This window comes from Chitinophaga sp. YIM B06452 (genome assembly GCF_039655965.1).
Taxonomy (GTDB): domain Bacteria; phylum Bacteroidota; class Bacteroidia; order Chitinophagales; family Chitinophagaceae; genus Chitinophaga.
The window spans coordinates 997,126-1,012,385 of the sequence record NZ_JAWLKY010000001.1; the positions used below are offsets into that span (position 1 = coordinate 997,126).

Sequence of the window (15,260 nt, forward strand, 5' to 3'; positions counted from 1 at the left end):
ATGATCTGACAACATGGAAACTGTACTCGAAGGAGAAGAAAAAAAGACAGCGCAACAGGTAGCTGAGAAGACCGTATTCTCTGTATTGATCGCCCTGAGCTTCACACACCTGCTGAACGATACCATCCAATCGCTGATACCGGCTATCTACCCGATGGTAAAGGATTCCCTGCGCCTCAGCTTTTCGCAGGTAGGACTTATTACGTTAACCTTCCAGCTGTCTGCATCTATTCTGCAGCCGCTGGTGGGCTTGTATACGGACAAAAGGCCCCAGCCTTATTCCCTGGCCATCGGCATGGGATTCACTTTGCTGGGACTGCTGTGCCTTGCCTTTGCGCACAGCTTCGCCATTGTACTGGTATCAGTAGGCCTGGTAGGTGTAGGTTCCGCCGTGTTCCACCCTGAAGCTTCCCGCCTGGCTTATATGGCTTCCGGCGGCAGGCATGGCATGGCGCAATCGCTTTTCCAGGTGGGCGGCAATACCGGCAGTTCATTAGGCCCCTTGCTGGCAGCGGCCATCATCGTGCCTTTCGGGCAATATTCCATCGCATGGTTCAGCGTGATCGCCTTGCTGGCCATTGGCGTAATGCTCCGCATCAGCCGCTGGTACCTGGGCAACACGCACCGCATCAAACCGAAGAAGCAGGCGGCGCAACGCGAAGTGGTGAAACTCTCAAAAGGCAAAGTGTTCTTCGCACTGTTTATCCTGATGGTGCTGATCTTTTCCAAATACTTCTACATGGCCAGTCTCACCAGTTATTATACTTTTTACCTGATGGATAAATTCCAGGTGTCTGTGCAGAACGCGCAGGTATTCCTGTTCGTTTTCCTGTTTGCCATTGCGGCCGGCACATTTATCGGCGGGCCGGTGGGCGACCGCATCGGCAGAAAATACGTGATCTGGATCTCCATTCTCGGCGTGGCGCCCTTCGCGCTGCTGATGCCGCACGTAAACCTGTTCTGGACCGTGATCCTGAGCGTATTCATCGGCGTGATACTGTCTTCCGCCTTCTCCGCCATCCTCGTATATGCACAGGAGTTAGTGCCGGGAAAAGTGGGAATGATCGCCGGGCTGTTCTTCGGATTCGCCTTCGGTATGGCCGGCGTGGGTTCTGCGTTGCTGGGCGAGCTGGCAGACAGGACCAGCATCAACTACGTGTACCAGGTTTGCGCATACCTGCCGCTGATCGGGCTGCTGACGGGGTTGCTGCCGAATATTGAAGGGAAGAAGAAACAGGCTGCGTAAAGCCGCCATTGAGAAGCAACAGGGCGAAGCAGGAAAAATCCGTCATTGCGAGGAGCCGCAGAGCCAAAGCGCGTTGGGCGCGACGAAGCAATCTCTTTCATTGAACTGAGGTGTCTCCAATGTTAGCGAGAGATTGCTTCGTCGCATTTTTCGCAGCACAGCATCCCTTGCTGCTCCTCGCAATGACGGACTTCTCACGCAATGACGGCTTTTTCAGCTAGTGACGGCCTTCCTTTTACAGCCGCAGATAAGCCGCCACCTGCAATACATGTGCATTGACAAAATTATCGTTGCGCTGGGTCACATATTGATTGAGATAACCTGCGTCCAGGTCGAACCGGGGGCTGAAGCGGTAACCAATGGCGGCGTAGGCCCTGTTCTGGTCGAAGGTTTTGCCGTTTACCGCGCTTTTGTCCCCGAAATTGAGGAAGACCTCGTTCTGCAATGCCCCGAACAGTCCTTTCGAAAAAGATTGTTGCCCGCTGAACGGGATGATGCCGCGCAGGAAATAGCGGAAACGCTGCGCGCTGTTATGCCCGTCTTTCGACCATTTATCCGCCGCGGGATCGTAGACCATATTGCCGAGAAAACGCTGCTCCACCCTGAAGCGGTGCTGCAGGGGAATGAAGGCCACGGGGTGGTTGATAATGAACTGCTCCCAGATGCGGTGCTCCGTAAAATGGCCCGCTTGTTGAAAACGGTTGCTCACCATGGCATAACCCGCCGTCAATATCATATTCTTCCGCACATGGTAGTTGATGCCAGGCCGCACGATCACTGTCTGCAACATTTCCCATTTGTCACTGGAGCGCGCCTGCACGTCCAGGTGCACGCTGAATTTCGAAGACGGTATTTTGACCGTGTTGAAAGACGCCACCCAACCCGTAAACTGCGGGTTTTGCTGGGCTTTCAGCGCCGCCGCCGAAAAAAACAGCAGCATCCCTGTAAAAATTATCTGCCTCATCATGCGGTTAAAAATAAGGCAGGATGATGATTTATTCAAATCAGCAATTACGCTAACTTTGTTACAAACATTTGCCGAACATGCCGGTATCAATACCAGACTATACAGCGCCCGCCCTGCTCAGGAACCGGCACCTGCTCACCATCTTTCCTTCGCTCTTCAGGAAGATACAACCGGCGCAGTATACACGTACCCGCATTCCCACGGCAGACAACGATTTCATAGACCTGGACTTCAGCAAAACCGGCAGCAGAAAACTGGTGATCATCCTTCATGGCCTGGAAGGTAATTCCAAAAGGCAATACGTGACCGGCATGGTGCATATCTTCAACGAAGGCGGGTACGACACGGTTTCCATGAACTTCCGCGGCTGCAGCGGCGAAAGCAATAATGCCCTCCGCTTCTATCACAGCGGCGAAACCGGCGATCTGCAAACAGTTGTAGACTATGTTCAGAAAGATTATGAGAGCCTCCATATCGTAGGGTTTTCGCTGGGCGGGAACGTGACATTGAAATATATCGGCGAGCAGGGCGCTTCCATTCCCGCATCCATTAGGTCTGCAGTGGCTATTTCAGTGCCGGTGGACCTGAAAGACAGTTCCTTTGAGCTCGAGAAGCGCCACAATTTTATTTACATGAAACGGTTCATCCGCTCGCTCGGTGAAAAGCTGCAGGTCAAGGCCCGCCAATACCCCGAAAAAATATCGCTGAACGGGTTCAGTTCCATCCGCAACTTCCGCCAGTTCGACGACCGGTATACCGCGCCCATTCATGGTTTCAGGGATGCGGAAGAATATTGGGCGAAGAACAGCTCCAAACAATTCCTTCCCCGCATTGCCATTCCCACCCTTCTCATCAATGCGCTGGACGATCCGTTCCTGGGCAAAGGCAGCTATCCTTACGCCGAGGCGGAAGCCAACCCCAATTTTCATCTTGAAACGCCTGCAACCGGCGGCCACGTTGGATTTGTAACCTTTTCAGGGAAACATTACTGGTCTGAGCGGAGAGCTTTCCAGTTCATCCACGATCATTCATGAGCCCAGCACTTCATCTACCAGGCCATAGGCTTTGGCTTCATGGGCAGTCATAAACTTATCGCGGCGGTACATTTCTTCTATCTCCTGCACCTCGTGCCCCGAATTATTCCCGATGATCCGGAACACCTGCGTTTGCAGCCTTTCCTGCTCCTGGTAGGCAATGCGCACATCTTCCGTATAACCTTTGGCGCCGCCGCCGGTGGGATGCATGTGCACTGTAGCATGCGGCAGGGCATAACGCTGGCCTTTCGTGCCGCAGGTAAGCAGCACTGTACCCATGCTGCCCGTGAAGCCCACCGAAACCGTGCTGATGGGCGATTTGCAGATGCGCATCGTGTCGTAAATAGCCATGCCGGCGTATACGCTGCCGCCCGGGCTGTGAATGTAGAGCCTGATGGGGTAGTGGTTTTCGCTGTCAAGATAAAGCAGCTGCGCTACGACCAGGTTGGCCAGGTGCTCGTCTATAGCCGTGCCGATGAAAATGATCCTTTCCTTCAGCAACAGGCTGTAAATATCGTACGCGCTCCGCGTGGAGCCGTCCAGGACGGTGGGTATGAGTGTCATGTCAGTAGAAGATGGAGTGGATAGTTTTGGCGAAGGAAGGATCCTGCGCCAGTTGATCGTATATGCCCCAGAGCTTTTCCCGCTGCCGGTCGCGGGCAGCCAGGCGGATGAGACGCAGGGCCTGCCGCTGTTCTTCCACGGCGGCCTGAAGCATAGGACTGGCCAGCATCCTGGCTTCGAAGAAACGTTTTTCCTGCGCGGGCATTTCCTTCAGCAGGTAACGTTCGGCCTCCTGTATGTCAAGCAAAGGTTTCCGCATGGCAGGCAGTTTTTGAGAAGGATCTACGCACTTTTTCCAGGCATTTGTATTTCTGCACCGTGGCGGAATGCGGGCTGCTATAGTCGAATGTTTCGGCTATTTCCTGCATGTTCATATTATCGTAATAGAACGCCTGGAGCAATTGCAGGCATTTCTCCCCGGCGATCTTCAGCTGTTCCAGCAACGGCGCTTCTTCCGGTTGCGTGTAAAAGTCTTCGGGGATGGACATATAATGCGCCAGGTAATCCAGCGTTTCCAGTTTTCCCTGCTGCCTATTGCCTTTCAGCCATAATATTTTCGTAATGCCCACCAGGTAAGCCACGGGGGAGGAATCTACCTGCAAATGCCCGCTGCGGCTCTTTTCCAGGTAAATGATGATGGCGTCGTGAAACAGGTCTTTGGCCGTTTCAAGGCCGCCGCCCAGCCGGCGGATAGCCCGCGCGGCATGGGGAAAGGCTTCCCGGTATAATGTTGTAATCTGGTCCATGACGAATGGGTTTTATCATATAGTGCCCCAAAAAGGCGAAATATCACCCTTGCCTTCAAAATTTAATCAAAAAAACCGTGAATTTTGCTTTCCGCTCTTCTTCGTAAATTTGAGTATATGGAAAAAATACAGTCCCTCGAAGAATTCTACCGCGCCAAACAACTCACCATGCCTGCGGACATTGGTAAGGAAGTAGGGCATTTCAACGTGTTCAACTCGGAAGAATTTGTGGGCCACCATGCCAAACCTTTGCCTTACAGCCGTAAGGATTTCTATAAAGTAGCCCTCGTGAGCGGCCGCAACCGCTATTATTTCGCTGATAAGACCATCGATGTGGAAGAGCACGCCCTCATGTTCGCCAACCCGCAGGTACCCTACCAGTGTGAGCCTTTGGATGAAGACCAATCCGGTTACTTCTGCATTTTCACCGATGCGTTCTTCCATCACTTCAATGCCACGCGCCTCACGGAATTCCCGCTGTTCAGGCCCGGCGGCCAGCCCGTGGTGTTCCTGCCGTCTTCGCAGGTGCGGCCGGTGAGGGAACTGTTTGAAAAGATGCTCGCGGAGATCCATTCAGATTATACTTATAAATACGACCTGCTGCGCAATTACGCCATGGAACTGATCCACATGGGCATGAAACTGCAGCCTATTGCCCTGTCGCCCGCGCATTCCAATGCTGCCAGCCGCATTTCTTCCCTATTTTCGGACCTGCTGGAAAGGCAATTCCCGATAGAATCACCCATGCAGCAGGTAAACCTGCGCACGGCCATCGACTTTGCTTCGCAGCTGTCCGTGCACGTCAACCACCTGAACAAAGCGTTGAAAGACGCCACGGGAAAATCGACCTCAGAGCTGATCGCGGACCGGCTGGTGCAGGAAGCGAAGGCGCTGCTGAAGCATACAGACTGGAATGTTTCCGAGATCGGGTATTGCCTGGGATTCCAGGAACCGGCGCATTTCAACAACTTTTTCAAGAAAAAGACCCAGCTTACCCCCCGTACCTTCCGGGCCGCTTGATTTTTACAATTTTTGGTTTGATATCATTAACAGCTGTGGTTCCATGCCGGTGTAGCTTTGTGTCAACAAAACAAACACACCATGGAACAACAAAAAGTATGGTATATCACAGGCGCCTCACAGGGTTTCGGCCTGGTAATGGTAAAAAAACTCCTGGCCTCCGGCGCACGCGTGGCGGCTACTTCGCGCAAACTGGAAGCATTAAAGGCCGCGGTAAACACTGATTCCCCGAACTTCCTTCCCCTTGCCGTAAATCTTTCCGATGAAGAAAGCGTGAACAATTCCATCCGCCGCACGATCTCCGCATTTGGCCGGATAGACGTAGTGGTGAATAACGCAGGATATGGACTGGTAGGCGGTCTGGAAGAACTGACAGACAAAGAGGTAAGGGATAACTTTGAAGTGAACGTATTCGGTGCGCTGAACGTGATCCGCAACGTGATGCCCGTTTTCCGCAACCAGAAAGGAGGTTTTATATTCAACATTTCGTCCATTGGCGGCTTCACCGGCGCATTCCCCGGCTTCGGCAGCTATTGCGCCACCAAATTCGCGCTGGAAGGGCTTACCGAATCCCTTTCCGAAGAAGCGAAACCTTTTGGCGTGAAAGCTGTGATCGTTAGCCCGGGTTATTTCCGCACCAACTTCCTTTCCTCCGGCTCACTGGCGGTACCTGCTAATCCCATTGCGGATTACACCAACATCCGCGAAGTGCAGTCTGCCCACCAGTTCAATATAGACGGCGCGCAGGCCGGCGACCCGGAAAAAGGCGTAGACGTGATCATTGCCGTAAGCAAGTCAGACAACCCGCCGCTGCACCTCTTCCTCGGCCCGGATGCTTACCAGCTGGCCAAACAGAAGATCTCCTCCGTGGAGCAGGATATGCTGGGCTGGCAGGCACTGGCCACTTCCACCAATTTTAACTGACAAAACTAAATACTTGGGGGCCGGCTGGATATGCCGGTCCCATGTGTTTTAACATTTCCATGCATGTTATTCCCCTGATTTACCGTACCTTTGCGTCATTCTTATATCCCCTCTCCGCAGAAAAGGTACATACCCTCCGCAGTTAGGTTCACTTAAAATGATGTGTGGATATACAATCTAGCCATCCTTCCCTTCTATAAGCCAGGATTGTTAGCATCGTTTTAAATTTAAATCAAACATATTGTCATTCGAGAAATTAAGTCTCATTGCGCCCATATTGCGTGCGCTTGAAACACAAGGCTATACCACGCCTACACCTATCCAGACCCAGGCCATCCCGGTGGTGCTGGCACAGAAAGACCTGCTGGCCTGTGCGCAGACCGGCACCGGGAAAACCGCTGCATTTGCCATTCCCATCCTGCAATTATTGTATAAAGAAAAGCAGGCTGCTCCCGCGCAGGACAGGCATATCAAAACGCTGATCCTCACCCCTACCCGCGAGCTGGCTATCCAGATCGCGGAGAACATCAGGGATTACGGCGCGCATACCGGCATCAAACATCTCGTGATATTCGGCGGCGTTTCCGCTCATACGCAGATAATGTCGCTGAAGCAGGGCACAGACATCCTGATCGCCACGCCCGGCAGGCTGCTGGACCTCTGGCAACAGGGCCACATCAACCTGCGTTACATCCGCCAGTTTGTGCTGGATGAGGCAGACCGTATGCTGGACATGGGTTTTATCCATGATGTAAAAAGGGTGATCACCAAGCTTCCTGAAAAAAGGCAGACCTTGTTCTTCTCAGCCACCATGCCTGTGGAGATCGCGGGTCTGGCCAATTCTATCCTTACCAATCCTGAGAAAGTAGCCGTAACACCGGTTTCTTCCACCGCAGAAAAGGTAGAGCAGCAGCTGTATTACGTGGATAAAAGCTCTAAACGCGCTTTGCTGATCCATGTGCTGAAAGATCCGTCTATCGTGAGCGCGCTCGTGTTTACCCGTACCAAGCATGGGGCAGACAGGGTTGCGAAAGAACTCAGCAAAGCAGGCATACAATCCGCCGCCATCCATGGCGATAAGTCGCAGAACTCGCGCCAGCGAGCTTTAACAGACTTCAAAGCAGGCCGCATCCGCGTGCTGGTAGCCACCGATATTGCCGCGCGTGGTATTGATGTGGACAACCTGAGCCATGTGATCAACTACGAGATCCCCAACGTACCCGAAACCTACGTTCACCGCATTGGCCGTACCGGCCGCGGCGGGGCAAGCGGTATCGCGCTGTCCTTCTGCGAAGCGGAAGAAAGGCCGTACGTGAAAGATATCACCAAACTGATCGGCCAGGCTATACCGGTAGTAAACGGCCACCCTTTCCCCGCCAGCGAAACACCGGTGGAAAAACCCGCTCCTGTAGTGCAGATGCGCCAGTCTTCCAGCCAGCAGATGCAGGGTAAGAAGAAACATCACCACAACAAACACAAGTGGCACGGCAGGCCGCAGCAGCAGAAGCAAAACTGATCCTGATCTCATAAAAATTTAAAAGGGCGGCCGGAATAATTCCCGGCCGCCCTTTTTATGCCTGTGTGTTTCCTGTCTACGTTTTCTTCTTCCTATACACCAACGTATCCGTTACCAGCGCCGGCATACGATACCCCCCGGTATCGATGGCGGTTTTGGGCATGGCTTTTTGCAGCTGGGCCAGCCCTGCAGGTGTTACGGCGGTTTTGTAGAGGAAAAGTTCTTTCAGCCCCGCGTTCTTTTGCAGGTTCAATATGCCCTTGTCCGTTACTTTAGTGCCAACGAGGTTCAGGTATTTCAGCTGCTTGCAGTTGGCGAGTTGCGTCAATCCTGCGTCAGTCACCGGTGTGTTTTCCAGGTAAAGGCGGGTAAGTTCAGGCAGCTGTGAAATTACCTGCAGCGCGCTGTCGCCGGTTTGGGTGTTGGACAGTTTCAGCCAGACGATCTGCTGCTTCAGCGGCAACAACAGGGCTGCGTCTTTGTTCCCAAAGCCGGGAGCGTTCACGGCGCTGACCATCACGAAACCGTTCTCATCCGCCACGGGCATCACTTTCACGCCAATTTTCTCCAGCGCTGCCATGTCTTTGACGGATGCTTGTTTCGCTTCTTCCTTCGGCATAAAAGGATGTTCTTCCGAGCCGCCGGATGGTTTCATACCATCCAGCACCAATTGTATCCTGGGCGTTTGATGGAGTTGTTTTACCGTAGCGTCCGGCGATGCGCCTGTTTCTATCCACCAGTATAAAATTTCAAGTTGCTGCGGGCTGAGCTGCGGCTTGCCTTTGGGAGGCATGCGCTTGTCGTCCGCTTCCGGAAGCACGAGCCTTTTGTAGAGCTCGCTGGCTTCGGGCATGCTGTCTTTTATTACCGGTCCGTTCTCGCCGCCTTTCCGGATGTGATCCATCCCATCCAGGCGGAGGCCGCCTTTCAGCTTAGCTTCGTTGTGGCAGGAATAACATTTCTGTTCCAGGATAGGCCGCACCAGCTGATCGTACACCTTCGCTTCCGCCAGGTTGGGTATGACCGGAGCCGCATCTGCAGCGGATGTGCCGCCAAACGGAAGATGCGCGGTAAGATAGTCTTCGCCATGTGTAAGATTTCCTCCCAGGTGACCGGCGGCGGAGAGCAGCACGATCATCACGAAAGAGGCCGGCAGCCAGGCTTTCCGGTAAAGTGAATACCTTCTTAAGATGCAAAGCAGCACAGACACCACCGCTACGCTGATGCCCAGCCACATGTGAAGGTTCAGCGCCGCTTCTTCGTAACCTCCGGCGGTGGAAAGCAGCCATCCCGCCACGCAGGCGGCAATGGCTGAAACGGCGCCGAATACAAGCACTGGCAGTACGGCAGCGCCGAGAACAGCCAGGCGGCGGTTCTTACTCATCACTTCGAGCACAAAAGCGATGATCAGCATGCCTATCGGCAAATGCACCAGTAATGGATGGAAACGCCCGATGAACAGGCTCCAGTTTCCCTGCAATAATATCGTCATCCCCCGTATCTCGCTTTTAGTAAGTTCTTCATGTGTACGTTAATATCCCATTGATTGGCCACGGGCTGCCGGGTGTAAGGCAAAGCAGGCATGTAATCCGCCGGGCCGAATTCCGTCAGCATCGTCATCACTTCACCTTTGGCGCGCTTTATTTTCGCGATCTCATCCCACCACGCAAAATGCGCTTTCACGGTGTTCTCCCACTCCGGCGCACGCGGATCATTCACCTGCGGGCCTTCAGGGTGGCCTATCCTGGCGTGGATATGACCGGTCCTCTCCAGCGCTTTGGCCACGGTCTCTGCCTGATCCTGCAGGAGCGATTCGTGCACGTTGCACCAGTGGGAAATATCCAGCGTAAGCCGGAGACCTGGTTTGGCTTCAATGAATTTCCGCGTGATATGCGCGGCGAACAACATCCTGGAACGGTGCGTTTCATGGCATACGGGTATGCCGGTGCTTTTGGAAATGCGCACCGTCATGTCTATCAGCTTGCTGTTCTCTTCAAATGAAAAGTAATCTTTCCCGGAGTGGCAGTTGATATACAGGGGCCGCTGGCGCTGCTGGCCGGTGGCTGCTGTTACTGCCTTTTCGAACGCTTCGGCATGTTTCGTGTAGTCTGCACCGTTACCACCGCAAAGAAAACCGACTTCAAGTTCGTGTTTTTTCAGCGCGGCAAACAGTTCATCCTGCGCTTCGGCGGTAGTGGGCCACCATGTTTCAATGCCGTCGTAACCTGCGGCTTTCGTGCGGCGGCACAGCTCGTCGCGGGTGCCGGCAAAACCCCAGTCCGTTTGTAATACTACCAGCTTAAAACCGGCAGCAGCGGGCGTTTTGATAGCGGGCTGCTGCGCTTCGGCGGGTATTCCAGGTATGAGGGATGCAGCGCTGAAGGCTGCCGATTGTTTTAAGAAATTCCTTCTGTTCAGAGACATAATTGATCAACCTAAGATTTCATGAATAACGTGCCCTTCCACATCCGTGAGCCTGAACGGGCGGCCCTGGAACTGGTAGGTCAGTTTCTCATGGTCAAAGCCCAGCTGTTGCAGCATGGTGGCGTGAATATCGTGTACTGCTACTTTGCCTTTCACGGCAGCGAAGCCTATTTCGTCTGTTTCCCCCCAGCTGAATCCTTTGCGGATGCCGGCGCCAGCCATCCACATGGTAAATGCCTCCACGTGGTGGTCGCGGCCGAGGAACGGCATTTCTTTGCCGTCGCGGTTTTCCTGCATGGGCGTCCTGCCAAATTCGCCGCCCCATACCACGAGCGTTTCATCCAGCAGGCCGCGTTGCTTGAGGTCCATCAGCAGGGCGCTGATGGGCTTGTCTATTTCGCGGGCCTTGTTGCGCAGGCCATAATCGATGGAAAGGTCTTCGCCGGTGCCATGCGCATCCCAGCCCCAGTCGAACAGCTGCACGAAACGCACGCCCTTTTCGACGAGTTTGCGGGCCAGCAGGCAGTTGTTGGAAAAGGCTTCCTTCCCGGGCTGCGTGCCATAGAGCTGGTGAATGTATTCCGGCTCGTCGTTGATGTCCATCACGCCGGGCACGGAGATCTGCATTTTGTACGCCAGCTCGTATTGCGAGATGCGGGAAAGTATCTCGGGATCCTGGAAGGTCTCGTATTCCAGCTTATTCACTTCGTTGATAGCGTGAATGGATTGATAACGCATATCGCGGTCCATCCCTTCAGGATCGGTGAGGAACAGCACCGGATCACCTTTGGAGCGGCATTGCACGCCCTGGTATACGGAGGGCAGGAAACCGCTTCCCCACACGCTTTTACCGGCATCGGGCGTTTTACCGCCTGAAGTGAGCACTACGAAACCGGGCAGGTTGCTGTTTTCCGAACCCAAGCCATAGGTCACCCATGAGCCGATGCTGGGCCTGCCCAGGCGGGCGCTGCCCGTGTGCATGAACAGCTGCGCGGGGCCGTGGTTGAACTGGTCTGTCTGCACGGCTTTCAGGAAACTTACATCGTCTACCATCTTCGCAAAATGCGGCAGGTGATCGCTCACCCAGGCACGGCTTTCGCCGTGCTGTGCAAACACTGCCTGCGGGCCCAGCATTTTGGGCACGCCGCGGATGAATGCAAATTTTTTCCCTTCAAGGATGGAAGGAGGGCAAAGCTGGTTATGCAGTTTTTGTAATTCAGGTTTGTAGTCGAACAGCTCCAGCTGCGAAGGCGCGCCTGCCATGTGCAGGTAGATCACGCTCTTGGCCCGGGCCGGGAAGTGCGGCGCGCGCGGATCAAGCGGGTTAAGGCTTTGAGGCATGGAGGCATTGCTGCCGGAGCCGGAAAAAATATTACATCCTCCCAGCAGGGAACCGAGCGCGGTAGCGCCGAGGCCCGTTATGCAATCCTGCAGGAAGTGCCTGCGCGAAAAGTATTTCGCCGCTCTTTCGTTCGCTTCGTGTATAATCTTTTCGGACATAGTTTATCAGGATTTTGAGAGGAATTCATCCAGGTTCATAATCGCATTGGCCACCACGGTGAGCGCCGCAAGGTGTTCCATGCCTTTTTTTGGTTCGGGCGCCTGCAGGAAAGCCGCTGCCGCTTTGCCGTCGCTTCCGAATTTGGAGAAGGCCTGCGTGTACAGCTTTTCCAGGATAGCCTGTTTGGCGGGTGTGATGTCTTTATATAATGCCCGTTTATAACCCGCCTGTATACACGCTTTGGCGTCCTCCCCGCCGGTTTCCTGCATGCGCAGGGCCAGGTTGCGGGCGGCTTCCACGTATACGGGATCGTTGAGCGTTACGAGCGCCTGCAGCGGTGTGTTGGTGCGTATCCTGCGCTGGAGGCATACTTCTCTGCTGCTGCCGTCGAAGGTGATGGCAGAGGGATAAGGGCTGGTCCTTTTGATGTAGGTGTACAATGCACGTCGGTACTGGTCGCCGTTTTCGGAGGTTTTCCAGTATTCGCCGCTCCACACTGTCTGCCAGATGTTATCCGGTTGGTAAGGCATTACGCTGGGCCCAAGCATTTTGTCGCTGAGCAACCCGCTCACGGCCAACGCCTGGTCGCGCACCTGCTCTGCCGTAAGCCTGAAACGCGGGCCACGGGCAAGGTAGCGGTTGGCGGGATCTTTTTCCTGCAACTCAGGAGAGCTGCGCGAATCGCGCCGGTACGCTTCAGATAATACTATTTCGCGGAGCAGGCTTTTCATGCTCCAGTTATACGTGTACATGAACTGGTACGAAAGATAGTCCAGCAACTGGGGATTGGAAGGCAGGAAACCCTGTGTGCCAAAGTCTTCCAGCGTTTCAACGAGCCCTATGCCGAAAAGCTGTTCCCAGAAACGGTTCACCATTACGCGTGCGGTAAGCGGGTTGTTCTTATCGGTGATCCACATGGCCAGCCCAAGCCTGTTGCGCGGCGCATTGGCCGGGAAGGGATTCAGGGAAGCAGGTACGTCCGGTTTCACTTCTTTGCCATGCACCATCCAGTTGCCTCTTTCGAAAGTGTAGGTGGGTCTGAACAGTTCCTGCGCGTTTTCTACCATCACGGGGTGGCTGGGCGGGCTGGCGTCTACCACGGTGTAGTAGGCTTTTTCCACGGACCTGAAGCCGGGCTGGTCTTTACCGGGCAGCTCATTGCGGAAAGCAAACCATTCAATGGAAGTGACCGGTTCCAGCGGCCCGAGCGAAGGATTGCGGAAAATGAAATACAGGTCGCGGCGGCCAGGCAGCGGCTTGATGTTCACCTCCACCACATGCACGCCGTTTACAATGGGCGAATGCCCTATCACAGGCCCTTTCAGGCTATCGAGCCGTACTTCCACCGTGCCGCCTGTTTTGGATGTGCGGCATTGGATGAAGAGTTTGGAACGGTTGTCCAGGAATACGTTTTTCAGCCGGCAGCTGCCGCCGTGGCGGCAGGCGGTAAACTTGGTGTCTGCCAGTTCGCCGTTGATATATTTATCGCAATCGTGCGCATGGCGCTTGGGCTCCAGGGTGCGGAAGAAACCGGCGGTTTCTTTGGAGGCAGCTTTGTTGCCGTAGCGGTCTATCCAGGCCGTCACGGAGTCGATGCGTTTGCGGTCCAGGCTGTCGTAAAGGCGGAGCTTGGGATGCTCGCCCCAGGTGTCTTCATCGCGGGTGTTGTTGAGGAAGGCCATCAGCTTGTAATAATCCTCGAAGCGGAACGGATCGTAAGGATGGCTGTGGCATTGCACGCAGGCAATGGTGGTGCCCTGCCATACTTCCATGGTGGTATTCACCCGGTCGATGATAGAAGCTGTGCGGAATTCCTCATCGTCGGTACCGCCTTCATCGTTGTTCATCGTATTGCGGTGGAAGGTGGTGGCGATCATCTGGTCATTGGTCGGGTTGGGCAGAAGGTCGCCGGCCAGCTGTTCGGTGGTGAAGCGGTCGTAGGGCAGGTCCTGGTTGAAAGCGTTGATCACCCAGTCGCGATAGCGCCAGAAGTCACGCTTCACATCCCTTTCATATCCTTTGGAATCCGCATAGCGGGCGAGGTCCAGCCACATGGAGGCCCAGCGTTCGCCGTAGCGGGGCGAGGCCAGCATGCTGTCCACCATTTTTTCGTAGGCGTTGGGGGAATTATCCGCGAGGAAGGTCTTCACCAGCTGCTCCGAAGGCGGCAGGCCGGTAAGATCAAAACTGAGGCGGCGCAGGAGGGTGATCTTGTCTGCCTGCGGGGCGGCTTCCAGTTTTTCTTCTTCCAGCCGGAGGTTGACGTAATGATCTATCCCTCCTTCTTTCGCATTTTCAGCCTCAAATCCGGCCGTAAAGGTACTGGCCGGATAATCAGGCTTGGCGGGAGATACATAGGCCCAGTGTTCGCCCCATTTGGCCCCCTGGTTCACCCAGCGGGTCAGTATGTCGATCTCTTCTTTGCTTAAGGGAGCGGCTTTGTAGGGCATACGCTCTTTCGGATCCCTGCTGTGCAGGCGGCGGATGAACTCGCTGTTCTTTGCATCGCCGGGGATGATGGCGGGGTGGCCGCTTTTGGTGTTGCCGAGGGCTTCTTCCCTGAACAATACGCTGAAGCCGCCGCTCTGTTTTACGCCGCCATGGCAGCTGATGCAATGCTTATTAAGTATAGGCTTTACGTCCGCGCTGTAATCCACCGGCCGGCGGCTGTTGCAGCCGATGGCGGTTATGCCCGCTAAGGCAGCGGCACTTAATAACAATAAGAGCCGGGACGTGGTCAAATAATGCATGTCACTGTAATTTGCTTATCCTTCTTGAGTGGTGGGTGGAATCCGGTGAAAATGTACGAAAAAGCGCGCACGTGTGCAACTTAAGGGTAAAATAGCGTTTCAAATAGTGAATATTCGCATAAATTGAAATATTTCATACTTTATATGAACAAATATATTTCAGGATGGTAGCGATAATGTTGTTGATTGTATACATTCGTGGCACTACAATCAGCTCCTCTGGAAAAACCGCATAGGCAGCGGGTTCCCTTTGACCGGGAATCCGCTGTTTTTTTCGGGCATCAATGAAAAAAGGGCCTTCCGGCCCTATCATTCAATCAAACAACAGTAATATTTTTAACAGTATGCTTCAAAAAAGAAGGGTGAAAGAATTCACCCTCCGGTATATGCATACATTAGACATGAGACTTATTAAGACAACCGGTTGCAATCGCTCGGCACACTCATCGCTTCACGCCGGTGGTGTTGTTGGCCAGTTTGTTTTGAACGGTCATTCCTGGCATTCCCGTTTATCCGGGTCCGTAATGGGTACGTACATCTTCTTTTCTTCACTTATGCGGACGGCAAA

At 54.0% G+C, this 15,260-nt stretch carries 13 protein-coding genes; 5 read left to right on the top strand and 8 right to left on the bottom strand.

Features of this window, described 5'->3' with window-relative positions; translation table 11 throughout:
• Nucleotides 1-13: 13 nt before the first annotated feature.
• A complete protein-coding gene (locus tag R3I13_RS03705) occupies nt 14-1,246 on the top strand; it encodes an MFS transporter (protein ID WP_346316575.1) in 1,233 nt (410 codons plus the stop codon).
• Between the two features lie 235 nt (nt 1,247-1,481).
• On the opposite strand, the gene R3I13_RS03710 is transcribed toward R3I13_RS03705, so the two are convergent.
• On the bottom strand, nt 1,482-2,213 hold the full coding sequence (locus R3I13_RS03710; RefSeq protein ID WP_346316576.1) for a DUF2490 domain-containing protein: 732 nt from the start codon (nt 2,211-2,213) through the stop codon (nt 1,482-1,484).
• 77 nt (nt 2,214-2,290) lie between these two features.
• On the opposite strand from R3I13_RS03710, the gene R3I13_RS03715 reads away from it, so the two are divergent.
• Nucleotides 2,291-3,247, top strand: a complete 957-nt coding sequence (locus R3I13_RS03715) for an alpha/beta fold hydrolase (protein ID WP_346316577.1) — start codon at nt 2,291-2,293, stop codon at nt 3,245-3,247.
• Here R3I13_RS03715 and R3I13_RS03720 read toward each other — a convergent pair.
• Genes R3I13_RS03720 through R3I13_RS03730 form a run of 3 tightly spaced genes read right to left on the bottom strand, consistent with a single transcriptional unit; the run spans nt 3,242 to nt 4,557 of the window.
• The gene (locus R3I13_RS03720; RefSeq protein ID WP_346316578.1) at nt 3,242-3,811 is read right to left on the bottom strand and encodes an ATP-dependent Clp protease proteolytic subunit; all 570 of its coding nucleotides are present in this window, start codon (nt 3,809-3,811) and stop codon (nt 3,242-3,244) included. The two genes, R3I13_RS03715 and R3I13_RS03720, sit on opposite strands and share 6 nt — an antisense overlap.
• 1 nt (nt 3,812) lies before the next feature.
• Nucleotides 3,813-4,070 (bottom strand): hypothetical protein, encoded by a 258-nt coding sequence (locus R3I13_RS03725; protein ID WP_346316579.1) that lies wholly within the window; start codon nt 4,068-4,070, stop codon nt 3,813-3,815.
• Nucleotides 4,051-4,557, bottom strand: coding sequence for a sigma-70 family RNA polymerase sigma factor (locus R3I13_RS03730; RefSeq protein WP_346316580.1), 507 nt, complete (start codon nt 4,555-4,557; stop codon nt 4,051-4,053). Before R3I13_RS03730 ends, R3I13_RS03725 begins: the two co-directional genes overlap by 20 nt.
• A 117-nt stretch (nt 4,558-4,674) precedes the next feature.
• Here R3I13_RS03730 and R3I13_RS03735 point away from each other — a divergent pair, with 117 nt between their 5' ends.
• The 3 genes from R3I13_RS03735 to R3I13_RS03745 all read left to right on the top strand — a co-directional run bounded on the left by R3I13_RS03735 (nt 4,675) and on the right by R3I13_RS03745 (nt 8,017).
• Nucleotides 4,675-5,577 carry a helix-turn-helix transcriptional regulator gene (locus R3I13_RS03735; RefSeq protein WP_346316581.1) on the top strand — a complete coding sequence of 301 codons (903 nt, stop codon included), beginning with the start codon at nt 4,675-4,677 and terminating at the stop codon, nt 5,575-5,577.
• An 81-nt stretch (nt 5,578-5,658) separates the two neighbouring features.
• Complete coding sequence (locus R3I13_RS03740; RefSeq protein ID WP_346316582.1) at nt 5,659-6,501, top strand: SDR family oxidoreductase; 843 nt, start codon at nt 5,659-5,661, stop codon at nt 6,499-6,501.
• A gap of 241 nt (nt 6,502-6,742) precedes the next feature.
• Nucleotides 6,743-8,017 carry a DEAD/DEAH box helicase gene (locus R3I13_RS03745; protein WP_346316583.1) on the top strand — a complete coding sequence of 425 codons (1,275 nt, stop codon included), beginning with the start codon at nt 6,743-6,745 and terminating at the stop codon, nt 8,015-8,017.
• A 76-nt stretch (nt 8,018-8,093) separates the two neighbouring features.
• Here R3I13_RS03745 and R3I13_RS03750 read toward each other — a convergent pair whose 3' ends face one another.
• The 4 genes from R3I13_RS03750 to R3I13_RS03765 are packed head-to-tail and all read right to left on the bottom strand — an operon-like array spanning nt 8,094 to nt 14,692.
• The gene (locus R3I13_RS03750) at nt 8,094-9,509 is read right to left on the bottom strand and encodes a c-type cytochrome domain-containing protein (RefSeq protein WP_346316584.1); all 1,416 of its coding nucleotides are present in this window, start codon (nt 9,507-9,509) and stop codon (nt 8,094-8,096) included.
• Complete coding sequence (locus tag R3I13_RS03755) at nt 9,506-10,441, bottom strand: sugar phosphate isomerase/epimerase (RefSeq protein WP_346316585.1); 936 nt, start codon at nt 10,439-10,441, stop codon at nt 9,506-9,508. The genes R3I13_RS03750 and R3I13_RS03755 overlap by 4 nt, the downstream gene beginning before the upstream one ends.
• 6 nt (nt 10,442-10,447) lie before the next feature.
• Nucleotides 10,448-11,941, bottom strand: a complete 1,494-nt coding sequence (locus tag R3I13_RS03760; protein WP_346316586.1) for a DUF1501 domain-containing protein — start codon at nt 11,939-11,941, stop codon at nt 10,448-10,450.
• Between the two features lie 6 nt (nt 11,942-11,947).
• Nucleotides 11,948-14,692: a DUF1553 domain-containing protein gene (locus R3I13_RS03765; protein ID WP_346316587.1), complete on the bottom strand. Its 2,745-nt coding sequence runs from the start codon at nt 14,690-14,692 to the stop codon at nt 11,948-11,950.
• Nucleotides 14,693-15,260 lie beyond the last annotated feature (568 nt).